The 16881-nt window shown below is 74.8% G+C and carries 15 protein-coding genes; 11 read left to right on the plus strand and 4 right to left on the minus strand.

The window, feature by feature from the left end; all coding sequences use genetic code 11:
• A partial coding sequence (locus tag AB0881_RS39855; protein WP_366625861.1) for an AMP-binding protein occupies nt 1–525 on the minus strand: 525 nt, incomplete at its 3' end.
• 260 nt (nt 526–785) lie between these two features.
• Between AB0881_RS39855 and sbnA the strand changes: the two genes are divergently transcribed.
• The 5 genes from sbnA to AB0881_RS39880 all read left to right on the plus strand — a co-directional run bounded on the left by sbnA (nt 786) and on the right by AB0881_RS39880 (nt 5269).
• Nucleotides 786–1784, plus strand: coding sequence for a 2,3-diaminopropionate biosynthesis protein SbnA (gene sbnA / locus AB0881_RS39860; protein WP_366625862.1), 999 nt, complete (start codon nt 786–788; stop codon nt 1782–1784).
• The gene (gene sbnB / locus AB0881_RS39865) at nt 1781–2797 is read left to right on the plus strand and encodes a 2,3-diaminopropionate biosynthesis protein SbnB (RefSeq protein ID WP_366625863.1); all 1017 of its coding nucleotides are present in this window, start codon (nt 1781–1783) and stop codon (nt 2795–2797) included. Before sbnA ends, sbnB begins: the two co-directional genes overlap by 4 nt.
• 23 nt (nt 2798–2820) lie before the next feature.
• Nucleotides 2821–3054 carry a hypothetical protein gene (locus AB0881_RS39870; RefSeq protein WP_366625864.1) on the plus strand — a complete coding sequence of 78 codons (234 nt, stop codon included), beginning with the start codon at nt 2821–2823 and terminating at the stop codon, nt 3052–3054.
• An 84-nt stretch (nt 3055–3138) separates the two neighbouring features.
• The gene (locus tag AB0881_RS39875) at nt 3139–4239 is read left to right on the plus strand and encodes an acyl-CoA dehydrogenase family protein (protein WP_366625866.1); all 1101 of its coding nucleotides are present in this window, start codon (nt 3139–3141) and stop codon (nt 4237–4239) included.
• A 25-nt stretch (nt 4240–4264) separates the two neighbouring features.
• Nucleotides 4265–5269: an ADP-ribosylglycohydrolase family protein gene (locus AB0881_RS39880; RefSeq protein ID WP_366625868.1), complete on the plus strand. Its 1005-nt coding sequence runs from the start codon at nt 4265–4267 to the stop codon at nt 5267–5269.
• A gap of 3 nt (nt 5270–5272) precedes the next feature.
• Here AB0881_RS39880 and AB0881_RS39885 read toward each other — a convergent pair whose 3' ends face one another.
• Both AB0881_RS39885 and AB0881_RS39890 read right to left on the minus strand, forming a co-directional pair.
• Nucleotides 5273–5692: a TIGR03668 family PPOX class F420-dependent oxidoreductase gene (locus tag AB0881_RS39885; RefSeq protein WP_366625870.1), complete on the minus strand. Its 420-nt coding sequence runs from the start codon at nt 5690–5692 to the stop codon at nt 5273–5275.
• A gap of 46 nt (nt 5693–5738) precedes the next feature.
• Nucleotides 5739–6398 carry a class II aldolase/adducin family protein gene (locus AB0881_RS39890; protein WP_366625872.1) on the minus strand — a complete coding sequence of 220 codons (660 nt, stop codon included), beginning with the start codon at nt 6396–6398 and terminating at the stop codon, nt 5739–5741.
• Nucleotides 6399–6471: 73 nt separating this feature from the next.
• Here AB0881_RS39890 and AB0881_RS39895 point away from each other — a divergent pair, with 73 nt between their 5' ends.
• Nucleotides 6472–7404: a sugar kinase gene (locus AB0881_RS39895; protein ID WP_366625874.1), complete on the plus strand. Its 933-nt coding sequence runs from the start codon at nt 6472–6474 to the stop codon at nt 7402–7404.
• An 83-nt stretch (nt 7405–7487) separates the two neighbouring features.
• On the opposite strand, the gene AB0881_RS39900 is transcribed toward AB0881_RS39895, so the two are convergent.
• Complete coding sequence (locus tag AB0881_RS39900) at nt 7488–8150, minus strand: ACT domain-containing protein (RefSeq protein WP_366625876.1); 663 nt, start codon at nt 8148–8150, stop codon at nt 7488–7490.
• A 175-nt stretch (nt 8151–8325) separates the two neighbouring features.
• Here AB0881_RS39900 and grpE point away from each other — a divergent pair, with 175 nt between their 5' ends.
• The 5 genes from grpE to AB0881_RS39925 all read left to right on the plus strand — a co-directional run.
• Complete coding sequence (gene grpE / locus AB0881_RS39905; RefSeq protein ID WP_366625877.1) at nt 8326–9066, plus strand: nucleotide exchange factor GrpE; 741 nt, start codon at nt 8326–8328, stop codon at nt 9064–9066.
• Between the two features lie 93 nt (nt 9067–9159).
• On the plus strand, nt 9160–10743 hold the full coding sequence (locus AB0881_RS39910) for an Hsp70 family protein (protein WP_366625878.1): 1584 nt from the start codon (nt 9160–9162) through the stop codon (nt 10741–10743).
• Nucleotides 10744–10830: 87 nt separating this feature from the next.
• The gene (locus tag AB0881_RS39915) at nt 10831–13461 is read left to right on the plus strand and encodes a hypothetical protein (RefSeq protein ID WP_366625880.1); all 2631 of its coding nucleotides are present in this window, start codon (nt 10831–10833) and stop codon (nt 13459–13461) included.
• 52 nt (nt 13462–13513) lie between these two features.
• Entirely contained in the window at nt 13514–14785 is a 1272-nt protein-coding gene (locus AB0881_RS39920) for a hypothetical protein (RefSeq protein WP_366625882.1), read from the plus strand.
• A 4-nt stretch (nt 14786–14789) separates the two neighbouring features.
• Nucleotides 14790–16881: hypothetical protein (locus AB0881_RS39925; protein ID WP_366625883.1), on the plus strand; the 2092-nt coding region annotated here is incomplete at its 3' end.

Consider the following 16881-nt stretch of genomic DNA (forward strand, 5'->3'; position numbering starts at 1 on the left):
CGCCGCCGGCCAGGTAGAACGCGGTGAAGTCGAAGTCCTCGATCCGGCCGCGCACGACGATCCCTCGTCCACGACCAGCAGCAGCGGCGCCCCGGCCTGCGCCAGGACGTCGCGCACGCGCCCCGCGGGCCAGGTCGCGTCGGCGGGCACGTACAGGGCGCCGACCAGCTCGATCGCCAGGAACGCGGCGATCACGGTGGCGCAGCGCTCGCCGCCGACGCCGACGACGACGCCCGGGCCCGCGCCCTCGCTCTCCAGCAGCGCGGCCAGCCGGCGGGCCTCGGCCGCCAGCTCCCCGTACGTCAGGGTGCGCCCCTCGTCGGTGACCGCCGGGCGGTCCCGTTCGGCGGCGAACCGCTCCACCCGGGCGATGAGGGGTTCGGCCAGGTCACCGGCCGGCTCGCGGACCATGCCGTGCCGCGCGGCGAGCCCGGCCGCCCGCGCCGCCTCCCCCGCCGCGATGCCGAGCGCGGGCAGCGCGTCCCGGGCCGGCAGCCGGCCGGCGACCCGTCCACGAGCATTCATCATTACTCTCCGTGATCTAGATATTCTCCACCGTCATCGCGAAAACTGCGCTCGACTCCGGTCGGCATAGCTTATGTAGAAGCCCCCGATTCTGCACTACCAAGCGGTAATCAGGGGGTTGCGAGGCACGATGCCCGAAGGTACGGTGAGGCTCCGCCGCGTTCGTTGAGAACCGTGCGGAGAATCATCGGGGGGAAGCTGGGAATGGCGAGAGAACTCCACCGTCCCCACCAAAATGGCATTCGTGCGAGGGTGGCAGCGTGCCCATCATCACCGCGCCGCAGGAATTCAACGTCGAGGACCTTTACGTGGACCTCGGAGCGATCCTCGGCACTCCCCTCTACCTCAAGTGCGAGGGGTTCAATTTCGCCGGCTCGGTCAAGCTCAAGGCGGCCGCCGAGATGGTCGGTGCGGCGGAGCGTGATGGCCTGCTCACGCCGGGCAAGACCATCGTCGAATCATCGTCGGGAAATCTCGGGATCGCGCTGAGCATCATCGCGGCCGCGAAGGGTCACCGTTTCCTCTGCATCACCGATCCGCGCTGCAACCCGGCGTCGCTGCGGCTGATGCGGGCGCTGGGCACCGAGGTGCGGGTGGTGGCCACGCAGGACGCGAACGGCGGGTTCCTGGAGAGCCGGATCCGGTACGTCCGCGACCTGTGCGCGTCCGGCGACCGCTACGTCTGGCTCAACCAGTACGGCAACGCGGGCAACTGGCGCGCGCACTACGCCGGGACCGCTCCAGCGATCGCGAGCCGCTTCCCCGACCTGGAGGTCCTGTTCGTCGGCGCCGGCACCACCGGCACGCTGATGGGCTGCGCCCGCTGGTTCCGCGAGCACCGGCGGCCGGTCACGATCGTCGCCGTGGACGCGGTCGGCTCGGTCACCTTCGGTGGCATCCCGGAGCGCCGCATGGTCCCCGGCCTCGGCACCAGCACCCGCCCGGAGCTGGTGGACGAGTCGTTCGTCGACGACGTGGTGCACGTGCCGGAGACCGACACGATCCGCACCGTGCACCGGCTGTCGTCGCGCGGCTTCCTGTTCGGCGGCTCCACCGGGACCGTCGTCTCGGGCGCCGCCCGCTGGCTGGAGGAGAAGTACCCCGGCGAGCGGCCGGTCGCCGTCGCCATCGCCCCCGACCTCGGCGAGCGCTACCTCGACTCGATCTACGACGAGACCTGGCTGCGCACGCACTTCGGCCCGATCGTGGCCGACCTCGACCTGCCCGCCGCCGACATCCAGGAGATCACCGTCCCATGACCCAGCCCCCTTCCTTCGCCGTCATCCCCGGCAGCCAGGTGCACGAGGCGATCGGCGGCCGCGAGGAGCGGGTCACCCGCATGGTCGAGGCCGCGTACCGGCTGCACGGCGAGGGCGCGACCGTCAACCCCGACTCCTACTTCCTGCGCTTCCCCGACCGGCCCTCCTCGCGGATCATCGCGCTGCCCGCGTCGGTGGGCGGCACGGTCGGGGTGCACGGGATCAAGTGGATCTCCAGCTTCCCGGAGAACGTCGCGAACGGCCTGCCGCGGGCCTCCGCCGTCCTGGTCCTGAACGACGCCGAGACCGGGTACCCGTTCGCCTGCCTGGAGAGCTCGATCATCAGCGCCGCCCGCACGGCCGCGTCCGCCGCGCTGGCCGCGACCGCGCTCACCGGCCGCCGCGAGCTGCGCGCCGGCTTCTTCGGCGTCGGCCTGATCGCCCGCTACCTGCACACGTACCTGGCCGGGAACGGCTTCACGTTCACCGAGCTGGGCGTCCACGACCTGAACCCCGAGCACGCCGAGGGCTTCAAGGGCTACCTGGAGCGCGGCGGGACGGCCCCGGTCACGGTCCACGACAAGCCCGAGGACCTGATCCGCTCGTCCGACCTGGTCGTCTTCGCCACCGTGGCGGGCGAGCCGCACGTCACCGACCCGTCCTGGTTCGGGCACGACCCGCTGGTGCTGCACATCTCGCTGCGGGACCTCTCCCCCGAGATCATCCTGTCCTCGTACAACGTGGTCGACGACGTGGACCACTGCCTGAAGGCGAACACGTCCCCTCACCTGGCCGAGCAGCGCACCGGGAACCGGGACTTCGTCGCCGGGACCCTCCACGACGTCCTCACCGGGAAGATCGCTCCCCCGGCGGACCGGCCGGTGGTCTTCTCCCCGTTCGGGCTGGGCGTCCTGGACCTCGCGGTGGCCAAGTACGTCTACGACGAGGTCGCCGCGTCCGGCGGGCTCCAGACCGTTCCGGGCTTCTTTCACGAGCTGAAGCGCTACGGCTGACGCAGAACGGGCATGCCGCCCCTATGGATGAGAAACGCGGCGACGTACAGGAGCTGTCGGACTTCGAGCTCACCGTGTACGAGGCGGTCGCCGAGATCGACAAGGACGGCGGCGCGGCCGACATCGGGACCCTCACCCGCCTCATCGAGGCTCCCGAGGAGGACATCTGGGCCGCCCTCAGCCACCTGACCTCGGCCAACCACCTCCACAGCACCGGCGAGGGCTTCGTCCTCGGCCCGCACGACTGGGCGCCCTGATCACGGGACCCGGCTGGCCGGGCGGGCGGAGCATGCGGCAGACTCATCTAACAAACATCTGTTAGGCAGAACGGGAAGCCACACATGAAGCTCGCGGTGACCGAGGAGCAGGAAGAGTTGCGGGACGCGCTGCGGCGCTTCTTCGGCGACAAGTCGTCCGGTGCCGAGGTGCGGCGCCTCATGGAGACCGCCGAGGGGTACGACCCGGCGGTCTGGGAGCAGATGGCCGGGCAGCTCGGGCTCCAGGCGATGGCGATCCCCGAGGAGTACGGCGGCGCGGGCTTCGGCATGCGCGAGGTCTCGATCATCATGCAGGAGATGGGCCGCGCCGTCGTCTGCGCCCCGTACCTGTCCGGCCTGGTCGCCGCGACCGCCCTGCTGGCCTCGGCGGACGAGGGCGCCAAGGCCGAACTGCTGCCCGCGATCGCCGAGGGCGCGATCGCCACGCTCGCGTGGAGCGAGGGCGAGAGCTGGGACCCGGCGTCCATCGCCATGACCGCGCGCCGCGACGGCGACGCCTGGGTGCTGGACGGGACGAAGTCCTACGTGCTGGACGGGCATGTCGCGGCCCTCGTCCTGGTGATCGCGCAGGGCGAGAACGGCCCGGCGCTGTTCGCCGTGGACGGGGACGCCGCGGGCCTGACCCGTACCGCGCTGCCCACGCTCGACCAGACCCGCAAGCTGGCCCGGCTGGAGTTCGCCGGGACGCCCGCGCGGCTGATCGACGCCGCGGCCGGGCCCGTCCTGGCGCACGCGCTCGACGTGGCGGCGGTCGCGCTGGCCGCCGAGCAGCTCGGCGGGGCCGAGCGGGCGCTGGAGATGACCGTCGACTACATCAAGGTCCGCAGGCAGTTCGGCCGGGCGATCGGCTCGTTCCAGGCGATCAAGCACCGGTGCGCCGACATGTTCGTGCTGGTGGAGTCGGCGCGGTCGGCCGTCCTCCAGGCGGCGTACGCCGCCGACGAGCGGCCCTCGGAGCTGCCCGCCGCGGCGGCGCTCGCCAAGGCGTACTGCTCGGACGCCTGCTTCCAGGTCGCCGCCGAGACCATCCAGATGCACGGCGGCATCGGCTTCACCTGGGAGCACGACGCCCACCTGTACTTCAAGCGGGCCAAGTCGTCCCAGGAGCTGTTCGGCCCGCCGGCCCGCCACCGGGAGCGGCTGGCCGAACTCGTCGGGATCTGACGTACCCGGCCTCTAGGCTGGGGCGATGCGGAGTTCACTGGCGAGCGGGAGCATCTTCGGGCTGGCGTACGGGGACGCGCTGGGCGCCCCCACCGAGTTCCTCGACATGAAGGCGATCCGGAGGCGGTTCGGCGACGACGGCCCCCGCGACCTGGCCGGGAGCCCGGCGCTGGTCACCGACGACACCCAGATGGGGATCGCGGTGGCGCTCGGGCTCCTGGACGCCCTGCGGAACCCGCCGTTCACCCCGGACCTGATCACGCCGATGTGGCGGCGCCGCTTCGTCGACTGGCTGGTCAGCCCGGACAACAACCGCGCGCCGGGCGGCACGTGCCTGCGGGCCTGCCGGGGCCTCCAGGACGGCCGTCCCTGGCTGGAGGCGACGCAGCACAACTCCAAGGGCTGCGGCGCCAACATGCGCGCCACCCCCGTCGGGCTGGTGCCGGGCCTGACCGACGAGCAGCGGGCGGGCGCGGCGCAGCTCCAGGCCGCGATGACGCACGGGCACCCGACGGGCCTGGCCGCCAGCGAGCTGACCGCGTTCACCGTGTGGTGGCTGCGCGAGGGCATGGCCCCGGCCGACCTGCCGGAGGCGCTCCGCGAGCGCGCCCGCGCGCAGCGCACCGCGTACCACGAGCGGTGGCTGGGCGATCTCTGGTCGCGCTGGGGCGTGAAGACCCCGGAGGACTTCATCTCGTACGGGTGGGACGAGTGCCTGGGCATCCTCGACCGGGTCGACGCCGCGCTCGTGATCCCCGACCGGGCCGCCGACCCGTGCGAGGCGACCGGCGACGGCTGGGTCGCGGAGGAGGCGTTCGGGACGGGGCTGCTGAGCTTCCTGCTGTTCCCGGACGACCCGGTCTCGGCCATCTGGCGCGGCGCGGCCAGCTCCGGCGACTCCGACTCGATCGCCTGCCTCGCGGGTGCCTTCGCGGGCGCCCATCTGGGGATGGAGGCGTGGCCCGCGGAGTGGGCGGCCAGGATCGAGTACGCCGACGTCCTCAAGCGGATCGGCGCGGCCTGGGACTGAGGATCAGGTGGCCGACCAGCCCGTCCAGCGGTCGATGACGATCGCGATCACGGGCCCCTCCGGCGGGCGCTCGCGGTACTGCCGGTAGCGCTCGGCCAGCAGCGCCACCGGCCCGGCCATGCCCGCCGCGTCCTCGATGACGTGGGCGTGGCCGTCCACCCGCACCCACCAGAGGCGGTCCCAATCGTCCTCGTAGTGGTCGGCCAGCAGCGACACGCGCGGGTTGGCGCGGACGTTGGCCAGCCGCTTGAGGTCGCGGCTGCTCTTGGGCTTGTGGTCCACGGCGGTGTAGACGGTGCCCCTGCTCACCGCGAACGTCACCGCCACCAGGTGCGGGCGGTCGCGGCCGTCGGTGGTCGCGAGCCGGACGACCGGAGCCGCCGCCAGCCGCCGCAGCGCGTCGTCGGAAGAGAGCCGGGGCACACCCGCAGCCTGTCACTCCCCCGCCGCGCGGTCCACGTCCTCGCGCCTACTTCCGCGGGTAGACCGGCGGGTTCAGGCCGCGCTCGATGACGCGCAGGAGCTCCTCCTCGGTCAGGACGCGGGGCTCGCCGATCATCCGGGCGCGGACGTAGACGCCGCACAGCCACTCCAGGAGGACGGCGTTCTCGTACGCGTGCTCCAGGTCGCGCCCGATGGTGACGCCGCCGTGGTTGGCCATGAGGGCCGCGTGCATACCGCCGCCGCCGATGCCGCCCTCCATCGCGGCGCGCACGTTCGCGGCCAGTTCGGGCGTGCCGTACGTGGCGTACTCGGCCACCTTCACCACCCCGCCGAGCACCAGCGTGTTGTAGTGGATCGGCGGCAGCTCGGTCATCGTCGTCGCGACGACGGCGCCGTACGTCGAATGGGTGTGGACGACCGCGGTCGTGCCGGTGGCCTCGTAGATCGCCATGTGCATCGGCGTCTCCGAGGACGGGACGCCCTCACCCTCGACCAGGCCGCCGTCCATGTCCAGGACGGGGCAGTCCTCCGGGCGCATCCGGTCCAGCATGATCCCGGACGGGGTGACGGCGACCAGATCGCCGGCGCGCACGCTGATGTTGCCGCTCGCCCCCGAAACCAGCCCGGTACCGGCCATCTTCCGGCCGATCGCGCACAGCTCCGCCCGCTCCTCCGCCAGCCTCATCGCGAACACCTTTCACATCCAACGGTCTCCAGGGCGTACGCTACGGCCCTCACGATCAAGAAGGGGACGCGCCATGGCCGTCGTGACGCTCGGAGCCCACATCGTCGACGTGCTCGCCCGCCCGGTGACCGCGATCCCGCCCGGCCAGGACACCGTCGTGGTGGACCGGATCCGGGCGACCGCCGCCGGCGCGGCGGCCGGCACGGCGGTGGCGCTGGCGCGCCTCGGCAACGAGGTCGTGTCGGTCGGCGCGATCGGCGAGGACGACCTCGGCGACCTGCTCGTCGCGGTCATGACCCGGCACGGCGTGGACGTGTCCGGGCTGGTCCGGCGGGCCGGCGAGCAGACCGCCGCGTCGATCCTGCCGATCCGGCCGGACGGCGGGCGGCCGTCGTTCCACGCGCCCGGCGCGAACCTCACGCTCACCCCCGGCGCGGTCGAGCCCGGCCTGCTCGCCGCCGCGGACGTGCTGCACCTGGGCGGCCCGGACGTCACGTTCGGGCTGAACGACCCGGCGTTCCTGGTGACCCTGGCGGCCGCCCGCGACGCCGGAACGATCATCACGATGGACCTGCTGTCGGGCATGCCGGACCTGATCCAGGCGGCCCGCGCGTTCCTGCCGGTGGTCGACCACTTCCTGCCGAACGAGGAGCAGGCGCGCGCCATGACCGGCGAGGACGACCCCGAACGGGCCGCGTACGCGCTGCTGGCCCAGGGCCCGGCGTCCGTGGTGGTGACGCTGGGCGCCGAGGGCAGCCTGCTCGTGGACGCCTCCGGCGCGCACCGCCTCCCGGCACGCAAGGTCGAGGTCGTCGACACCACCGGCTGCGGCGACGCGTACTGCGCCGGGTTCATCACCGGCCTCGTCCACGGGAAGGCGCCGCTGGAGTGCGCCCGGTGGGGCACCGCCGCCGCGTCGATCGTCGCGCAGGGACTCGGCTCGGACGCCGGCCTCACCGACCTGGACGCCGTCCTGGCACTGCTGGACGGGAAAGAAGAGGAATGACCCCCGGCGCGGCCGCGCCGCCGCACCCAGGGGCCATGTCCCTCAAAGTAGACGCTCGGGGCGTCTAGCCGGTTTCACCCTTGTTAAGAGCTACGTACCAGATTGCCGTCAGAGGGCTCTCCCGTACCGCGCGTACCTCCCGCACCTGCGATGACCGCCTCGGCCGCGCCCGCCAGCTGCGCCAGCCGGAACACCTCGCTCCGGTGGAACGGCGGCGCCCCGGTACGGGCGACCACCAGCACCCGCCCGGCGACCGGGCAGATCGCGTACTGGGTGCCGTCCTCCGCCGTGAACGCCCGGGGCCGTACCGGCTCCAGGTCCGGCAGTTCCGCATCCGCGGCACCGCCCAGACTGGTGTGGGAGAGCCCGCCGCCCGCGCCGGGCTCCGCGAGCCCCGCCCAGTCGGCGCTCAGCAGCGCCGGCACCGCGTCCGCCAGCGTCACCGCGCCCCGCCCCGGATCCGCCGCCAGCTGCCCGATCAGCGCCGCGTCGGGGAACGCCCCCTGCGGCTCGGCCGTGGGCCAGATGCCGACGATGTCCACCCCAGGGACCGACGCCAGCCCGTCGCAGAGCCGGTCGATCCCCGCCCCGGCCGGCCAGAGGACGGTGAAGTCGTCCAGCGCCCGGCCGTTGTCGCGTTCCAGCACCGCCATCTGGACCACGTCCGCCCCCGCCGCCCCGAGGATGCGGGCCACCTTGCCCAGCGATCCCGGCCGGTCCGGCAGCCTCACCCGAATCCGCAGCATCACGGCCACCTCCTGTACTCGAACGGCGCCCCTCCACGGTGCGGCACCCGCGTTTCCAAGGTGTTACCCGCTGATGACGCCCCCAAGAACCCGCATGACCGGCGAGGACACACCTGTGAAACGGCCCCTTGCAGGCCCTATCCTCGCCAGTGGTGGGCCGTTAAGGTAACTGCACGTGTCGAGCGCCCGGGACAGCCGAGTCAACGAGGGCCCCGCCCCCGCGGAGGCCCCGCCCTCCGCCGCCGCCGATCCGGAGGCGGATGGGCCCGAGGCCGAGGACGAATCCGCGTCCGGATCCGCGCCTGAGGCCGCGCCTGAGCCCGCGGAGGCGCATGACGAGATCATGCAGGCGCTGGCGGCGCTCACCAAGCGGCTGGAGCGCGAGCACGAGCGCGCCGCGCACCGCGAGTCGGTCATCGACCGGCTGCACGAGGAGAACCAGACGCTCCGCCGCGGCGAGCTGCAGTCGGCGTTCGAGCCGGTGCGGGCCGCGCTGTACCGGCTGCACGACATGGCCCGCCGCGAGGCCGCGCGCTGGGCGTCCCCCGAACCGCCCGGTCCCGAGCACGCCGCGGCGCTGCTCGGCGCGGTCGCCGACGAGGTCGCCGACGCGCTCGCCCGTACCGGAGTGGAGCGTTTCACCGTCGCGCCCGGCGAGCCGTACGACTCCACCCGGCACCGCCCCGTCGCCGTCGAGCCGGTGACCGACCCGGAGGCGGCCGGCACCGTCGTGTCCGTGCGGACCCACGGGTTCGAGCGCGACGGCCGGGTCGTGCGGAAGGCGGAGGTCGGTGTCGGCAAGGCACCCGAACGGGACACCCGTCCCGAACCTCCTACCACGGACAGGTCAAGAGGCCTGCACGAAGGCGGACGGGGCGAGACGATACGGGACGAGAAGCAGAAGCCCGGTCCGTAAGGCTCGCACCCCGCCGAGCCCGCGACACCGATACCAGGAAGGGAGCGAGCGCGACCACCGGCACGGCCCCCGCCGTGCCGCCGCGCGACTCTGATGGCCGTCTACGGGATCGATCTGGGAACGACCTACTCCTGCATTGCCTCCATCGACGATGTGGGACGGCCCGCGGTCCTGCGAAACCTGGAGGGCACCGACACCACGCCGTCCGTCGTCTACTTCGAGAGCGGCGAGAACGTGGTGGTGGGCGCGACCGCCAAGGACACCGCGGTGCTGGAGCCCGACAACGTGGTCAGCCTGATCAAGCGGGACATGGGGCGCGACGTCCGCCGCCGGATCAACGAGTTCGACTACACGCCCGAGGAGATCTCGGCGTTCATCCTGCACAAGCTGGCGACCGACGCCCGGACGAGCACCGGGGAGGAGGCCCGCGACGTCGTGGTGACGGTGCCGGCGTACTTCGGCGCGGCCGAGCGGGACGCCACCCGCAAGGCGGGCCGGATCGCGGGCCTGAACGTCATCGACATCGTCTCCGAGCCGATCGCCGCCGCGATCACCTACGGGGTGCTCAACCCGGAGACCGACCGCACGATCCTGGTGTACGACCTGGGCGGCGGCACGTTCGACACGACCGTCATCACGCTGCGCGGCGGGCACATCGAGGTCGTCTGCACCGACGGCGACCACGAGCTGGGCGGCGCCGACTGGGACGAGCGGCTGGTGCTGTACCTGGTGGAGCGGTTCCGCGCCGAGCACCCCGACGCGGGCGACCCGCTGGAGGACAAGCAGACCGAGCAGCAGCTGCGCCGCGACGCCGAGGACGCCAAGAAGGCGCTGACGACCCGTACGGCGCACACCGTGCGGGTGATGCACGGCGGCCGGGTGTCGGCGGTCGAGGTGACCCGGGAGAAGCTGGAGGAGCTGACCCGCGACCTGCTCGACCGCACCGTCGAGATCACCGGCCGTACCCTGGGGGCCGCGGCCGACAAGGGCGTTCACGACTACGACGACCTGGTGCTGGTGGGCGGGTCCACGAAGATGCCCGCGGTGGCCGCGCGGCTGCAGACCGAGCTGGACCTGCCGCCGCGCCTCCAGGACCCCGACCTCGCGGTCGCCAAGGGGGCGGCGCTGTACGCGTTCGAGGAGACCTACCGGCGGCTGCTGGCGTCCGGCGAGCAGGACCGCGCCGAGGAGATGGCGGGCAGGGCGGGCCTGTCCACCGACCAGCAGAGGCAGATCGCGGCCCGCCAGATCAAGACGGTGGCCTCGCACGCGTTCGGGATCGTCGTGGTCGACCGCGAGTCCGGGGCGGAGCACGTCGCGCACCTGGTGCACGCCAACGACGAGCTGCCCGCCGCCAAGTCCGAGGACTTCTTCACGGTCTACGACGACCAGACGTCGGCCGACATCCGGGTGATGGAGCAGGCCGGCAGCGTGGAGTCCGCCGAGCTGATCGACAACACCGAGATCGCCACCGGCGACATCCGCGTCCCGGCGGGCAAGAAGGCGGGCTGGCCGATCGAGGTGACCTTCGCCCTCGACTCCTCCGGCCTGCTCAACGTCACCGCCGTGGAGAAGGAGACCGGCGAGCGGCTGGAGCTGAAGGTCGACGTCGGCGGAATGTCGGAGGAGGAGGTCGAGAAGTCCCGCCGCGCGCTCTCCCGCGTCCAGATCACCTGATCCTTCATGGACGCGAGCGGCCCGCGTCGCCTGGGCTGAGGAGCGCAGGGAGCGAGGAACGAGCGACCGGAGCGACGAGGGAAGGCGATGAGCACGGACGCCGAGTACCAGCGGGAGGTGCTGGAGCCCGCCCGGGCGGCCGGGGACCGGCCGCCCGAGGATCTGCGGGTCCGGTACGCGCTGCCCGATCCGCTGACCTCGGCGGCGGTGGCGGCGCGGGTCAAGGAGGTGCGGCAGTGCTGGCGGCGGGCGCGCGGCCAGCTGAAGTACCGCAAGCTCGTCGACCGGCTGGAGGCCGAGCACCGGGAGCTGGCGCCGCTGTTCCAGGCGGCCGAGCGGGGTGATCTGCGGCCGCTGGCCGAGCGGCTGCGCGGCGGCGAGGAGCGGACCGCGGCGCGGCGCGGGCAGGCGCGGGCGCGGCTGGCGGACGCGGGCGGGACGCTGCGGATGGTGGCGCCCGCGGAGCTGGAGGGCATCGCGCGCACGGCCGGGGTGGCGCGGGCGGAGCTGGAGTCGCTGGCGGAGGCCGACCGGATCGAGGTGCGCGAGCCGGACCGGCTGCCGGTGTCGCCGCCGTACGCGGCGTACCGGACGGTGCGCGAGTCGCTGGAGGTGCTGGGCCGGCGGCATCTGGCGGAGTTCGTGTTCGGCGGCCGGCTGCGGGGGCCGATGCGGGTGGCCGCCGGGTTCGCGGCGCCGGGCCCGAACGGCGAGGCGCTGCGGCTGGACGCGGCGGCGGTCGCGGCGACGGCGGAGGCGTGGGCCAAGCGCGGCCGCGACACCAGCACCACGCACGCGGACACCGTGCTGGCGGCCCTGAAGTCCGTGCTGAGGTCGGACGCGGACCTGCTGGCCGAGCTGGTGCGGTTCGACGTCGTGGAACGGCTGCGGGAGCGGCTGCGGCAGCGGGCCTCGGACCGGGCGCTGCTGCGGTACGCGGTCGAGGATCTGGGCGTGGAGCCGGGCGACGCGCGCCGGCTGGTGTTCGCGGTGCTGCGGGAGGCGGGGCCGGGCGGCGGGCCGGCGGGCCGGCTGCGGGCGCTGCTGGACGCGGGCGAGGTGTACGCGGCGGCGGAACTGGCCGAGGCGGCCGGGACCGCGGGCCCGGAGGACGGGGAGGCGGCGCTGCTGGCCGCCGAGGCGCGGCGGCGGGTGGACACGGCGGTGCGGCTGCGGGAGCACGCGGCGGCCGAGACGGATCCGGACCGGGCATGGCTGCTGCTGGCGGACGCGCTGCGGCTGGTCCGCGACCTGCCGGGGGCGCGCGAGCACCAGGAGCGGCTGCCGCCGCGGCCGGTGCCCGAGGTGCGCGCGGACGTGGACGGGACGGTGGTGCGGCTGTCGTGGCGGCCGTCGCCGTCCACGGCGGGCGAGGTCGCGTACCGGGTGGTGCGGCGGGCCGGGCGGCCACCGCGGACGGCGTCGGACGGGGAGCCGGCGGGCGAGCGGGACGACCGGCCGCCGGTCAACGTGCCGCTGTTCTACGGCGTGGCCGCGGTGCGCGGCGGCGCGGCGGCCGAGCCGGCGGTGGCGGGGCCGGTACTGGTGCGGCCGGAGCCGGACGAGGTGGAGTTGGTGCCGGGCGACGGCACGGTGACGGGGCGGTGGCGGTGCCCGGCGGAGGCGGCGCGGGTCGAGGCCGTCCGGGACGGGCGGCCGGTCGCGGCGGGCCGCGAGGGGTTCCGGGAGCGGGTGCCGAACGGGACGACGCTGCACTACCTGGTCCGGGCGGTCTACCTGGACGGCGACGGCCGCGAGGTGGCCACGCCGGGCGTGCGGGCGTCGGTGACGCCGAGCGCGCCGCCGGACCCGGTGTACGAGCTGGCCGCCGAGCCCGACCCGGCCGATCCGGGCGCGCTGCGGGTGCGGTTCGCGCCGCCCGCGCACGGGACGCCGGAGCTGGTGCTGGTGGACCGCTCGCCGCCCTGGCCGCGCAGCGCGGTGGTGCCGCTGGAGGAGGTGCGGCGGGAGAGCCGGCGGGTGCCGGCCACCGCGGCGGCCGGGGGCCTGGTCGTCCGGCCGGGCGCGGGCGGCTGGCTGCTGGCGGTGACGGTGTCCGGGGGGACGGCCGCGATCGGCGCGTACCACCGGCACGTCCATCTGCCGCCGCCGGGACGCCTGGTGGCCGAGCGGCGGGGCGCGCAGGTGCACGTCGGGTTCGACTGGCCGCCGGACGTGGCGGAGGTGGAGCTGACGTACCGCGTCGGGGCCGCCCCGTCGGCCGTGCCGGGACCGGCCGGGAGCGGGGAGGCGCGGCGGGAGGTCGTGACGCGGGCGGCGTACGACACGCAGGGCGGGATCCGGGTGCCGGTGCCCGAGGAGCTGCCGGTGGAGATCGCGGTCGCGGCGGCGGGGATCCTGGACGGCGCGCCCGTCACGGGCCCGCCGGTGACGGCCGAGGTGGGCGCGCGCGTGCTCGTCCACTACGACGTGGAGCGCGCCGGGCCGCCCTGGCGGCGGACGCTGACGGTCCGGCTGGAGTGCGCGCGGCCGCTGCGCGTGCGGCGGCTGGTGCTGGTCCGGCGGGCCGGGCGGGTCATGCCGCACCGGGCCGGGGACGGCGAGACGATCGGCGACTGGGCGGAGGTGCCGGTGCCGGGCGAGGTGTCGGTCCCGCTGCCGAAGGGCGCCGAGGGGCATTGGCTGCGGTGCTTCGCCGAGGATGATGTCATCGAGCTCCGCGATCCGCCCGTCCGGCGGCTGCGGGGCGCGAGGTGACGATGCCCGTCCGCGGAACCGCGCGGCCGGCGGAGCCGTACAGGAGGAGACCGTGTCGCTAGCGTCCCGGGTGCAGCTCCCGAGCGGGCGCGCTCGGCGGGGGGTGACCTGCCCGTACTGCTTCGCCGTGGTGGAGCGGCAGCGGATCCCGTTCCGGTGCCGGGGGCGCGCGGGCCGCCGGCAGGGCTGCGAGCCGGTGCTGGACCGGCCGCTGGCCGACTACCTGGGGTCGACGGCGGGCGCCTCGCTGCCGCCGGTCTTCCCCGCCCCGGGACGCAAGGGGCGCGCGGACTGCCCCGACTGCGGGCAGCCCACGGGCAACCGGGTGTGCCCGGAGTGCCACAACCCGCTGCCGCCCGCGTACGTGGACTCCCCCGGCCGGATCGTCGCCCTCGTCGGCGCGAAGAACGCGGGCAAGAGCACCTACATCGCGGTGCTGCTGCACGAGCTGATGAACCGTGTCGGCACCGAGCTGGACGCCTCCCTGGTGGCCTGCGACGACCGGACGATCGAGCGCTACAAGCGCGACTTCGCCCGGCCGCTGCTGGAGCAGCGGCGGCTGCTGCCGACGACGGCGAGCGCGGCGACGAGCCCGCGCGAGCCGCTGGTCTACCTGCTGACCCGGACGCGCCGGTCCCGGTTCGCGCCGGGCCGGCTGGCGCGGCCGCGCAACGACTCGCTGGCGCTGGTGCTGTTCGACACGGCGGGCGAGGACCTGCGCAGCCGCGAGGTGCGCGACCTGCACCTGCGCTACCTGGAGGCGGCCGACGCGGTCATCTTCCTGGTGGACCCGCTGGAGCTGCCGGGCGCGCGGTCCGCGCTGCTGGAGGGCGCGCCGGGCCTCCCGGGGACGCCGGCGGACGATCCGGACAGCGAGCCGATCAACGTGATCGCCCGGGTCACCGAGGCGCTGCGCGCCCGGCACGGGTCCAGGCCGGGCGAGCCGCTGCCGGTGCCGGTCGCGGTGGCGCTGACGAAGATCGACGTGCTGCGCCCGGCGCTGCTGCGGCAGTCGGCGCTGCACCGCTCGCGCGGCGGCGCGGGCGTGCTCGACCTGGACGACCGGGAGGCCGTGGACGCGCAGGTGCGGGCGCTGCTGCACGACTGGGAGGCGGGGCAGCTCGACACGTTCCTCGGGCAGCAGTACGCCGACCACGCGCTGTTCGGCGTCTCCGCGCTGGGCGGGATCCCCGAAGGCGGGCGGGTGGGGGCCGGGGGCGTGCGGCCGTACCGGGCGGAGGATCCGCTGCTGTGGCTGCTGTACAAGTTCGGGATGCTCGACGGGCTGCGTCCCGGGGACGACGCCCCGTCCCAGGGAGCGTGAGCGGGTGGCCTGGCAGCTGCACTACACCTCGGCGAGGCGCGGGCCCACCGGCCGAGCCGGTTTCCAGTTCGTGGCCGAGACACCGGGGCTGCCGGAGGGCGCCCGCGCCGCGGTGACGCCGTACCTGTCGTACCGGCCGCCGCCCGACGCCCCGCTGTCCCCCGACGACGGCGAGCTCGGCCGCTTCCCGGTGGCGCTGCTGTACGACCGGGCCGCGGAACGGCCGCTGCTGCTGCGCTGCCGCTACCTCGGCCAGGACTACTCCGGCCGGTACGGCAACTTCTTCGCGCACGCGGTCGTCGCCGAAGACGAGGAGCTGGAGGGACTGCGCCCCGCCGAGCTGTGGCACTCCCCACTGTGGGACGACGCGCCGCTCAGGAACGGCGAGCTGCCCGTCCTGGACGACCTCGCCCCCGGCGACGGATCCGATCCCGAGTCGCTCGCGCACTGGCTGCACGCGCAGGACGGCGCGTTCACCCTCCTGGGGCGGCTGATGGACGCGGTCGCGGGGGTGCTGGCGCGGGGGCACGGGCGGGTCGTGCTGGTCGCCGACGACGTGGAGCCGATCGCGCGGTGGATCGCGGTGGTGTCGTACTCGCTGCCCGTCGCGGTCGCGGCGCGGATGTCGTTCGTGACCTACAGCGCCGACCCCGACGGCGCGGCGCAGCGGCTGGTGGGGACCACGCCGGACGTGTGGGCGGCGGCCCAGCGGCTCACCGGCCACGCGTTCCGCCTCTCCGGGGGCCGCGACCCCGGGCCGGGCGGCGATGTGAGCCGGTTCGCCCGTACCGTCGCGGCGTGCTGGCGCGACCTCGACTTCGCCGGACTGGACGCGCTGGGCGAGCTGGCCCCGCCCGGCGCCGCCGCCCCGCCGGAGGCGCTGGACGAGGCCGCGGCGCTGCTGGCGCTGTGCCGCGGCGACGGTACGGTCACCGCGCGCGAGGAGCAGGCGGTCACCCGGCTGCTCGCCCGGCGCGGCGACGCGATCCCCGGCTGGGTCTGGCGCGACCTGGCCCTGAGCGCACCCGCGATGGGCGTCGACCTGGCCCTGGCCGTACACCACCGCGCGCGCGAGGCCGGGGCCGCGGACGGCGTCCCGGCGATCGCGGCCGCACTGGCCGCGGCCACCGACCTGACCGAGGTAGCCCGAATCGCGACAGCGGCCACCAGCACTGCCCCCGCAACCGGCGCAGATGGCGCGGGTGGCGCGGACAGCACGGGCGGCACGGGCGACATAGGTGGCACGAGCGGCATAGGTGGCACGAGCGGCGCAGGCGACCCTGGCGGCATTGGCAGCACGGGCGGCATGAGCAGCGCGGGCGGCATGAGCAGCGCGGGCGGCATGAGCGGCGCGGGCGGCATGAGCGGCGCGGGCGGCATGAGTGGTGCGGGTGGGGTTGAGGGGGCGGTTCGGGGGGCGGCGGCTCGGTGTGTGCGGGGTGGGGGTGCCGATCTCGCGCGTGCGCTCGCTGGTGTGCCCGCTGGTGTGCGCGGGCCTTTGGTGGACGGGTGCCTGGCGGGGCTGGCCGGTGCGGGGAGCGAGGTGCGGCGGGCGGTGCTCACCCCGGAGGCGTGCGACCTGCTGTACGAGGACGTCGACCGGCTCAGGGCGGTCCCGGAGATCGCGTCCTCCGTGCTGGTGCCCGTGCTGGTCTCGGTCGGCCGCCGCCGTTCCGGGCAGCGGCTCACCGTGACCGGCGAGCTGCTCCATCTCGGTGCGCTCGGTGCGCTCGGGGCCGCTGACGCCGACCGTGCGCTGGCGGAGGTGTGGACGGCGCCCCCGACCGCCGCGCAGTGCCTGGCGCTGCTGGATCTGCACGCCGGCGCCTTCGCCGGGTGCCCGGCCCTGGCGGCGCTGCCGTCGCGGACGTTCGCCCGCCTCGCCGCCGATGGCGACCGGGCGCTGACGGCCCCGGACGCGCTGCGGCTGGCCGCGCGCGTGCGGGAGGCGCTGCCGGAGAACGGCGACGCGGCCCTGGTCCAGGCGTACGCCGAGGCCGTCACCGCCGAGCGTCCCGACCGCGCCGCGAAGGCCCTCGCGGCGACCGCCGCGTCCGGGCGGCTGGCCGACGACCTGCTCGCCGCGGCGGCCGGGC

The organism is Spirillospora sp. NPDC029432, assembly GCF_040703975.1.
GTDB lineage: Bacteria > Actinomycetota > Actinomycetes > Streptosporangiales > Streptosporangiaceae > Spirillospora.

What these genes read in the sequence shown, in the direction of transcription:
- sbnB (WP_366625863.1), top strand. Translation starts at nt 1,781, where the DNA reads ATGACCCAGCCCCCTTCCTTCGCCGTCATCCCCGGCAGCCAGGTGCAC.
- AB0881_RS39870 (WP_366625864.1), top strand. Translation starts at nt 2,821, where the DNA reads ATGGATGAGAAACGCGGCGACGTACAGGAGCTGTCGGACTTCGAGCTC.
- AB0881_RS39875 (WP_366625866.1), top strand. Translation starts at nt 3,139, where the DNA reads ATGAAGCTCGCGGTGACCGAGGAGCAGGAAGAGTTGCGGGACGCGCTG.
- AB0881_RS39880 (WP_366625868.1), top strand. Translation starts at nt 4,265, where the DNA reads ATGCGGAGTTCACTGGCGAGCGGGAGCATCTTCGGGCTGGCGTACGGG.
- AB0881_RS39890 (WP_366625872.1), bottom strand. Translation starts at nt 6,398, where the DNA reads ATGAGGCTGGCGGAGGAGCGGGCGGAGCTGTGCGCGATCGGCCGGAAG.
- AB0881_RS39895 (WP_366625874.1), top strand. Translation starts at nt 6,472, where the DNA reads ATGGCCGTCGTGACGCTCGGAGCCCACATCGTCGACGTGCTCGCCCGC.
- AB0881_RS39900 (WP_366625876.1), bottom strand. Translation starts at nt 8,150, where the DNA reads ATGCTGCGGATTCGGGTGAGGCTGCCGGACCGGCCGGGATCGCTGGGC.
- AB0881_RS39910 (WP_366625878.1), top strand. Translation starts at nt 9,160, where the DNA reads ATGGCCGTCTACGGGATCGATCTGGGAACGACCTACTCCTGCATTGCC.
- AB0881_RS39915 (WP_366625880.1), top strand. Translation starts at nt 10,831, where the DNA reads ATGAGCACGGACGCCGAGTACCAGCGGGAGGTGCTGGAGCCCGCCCGG.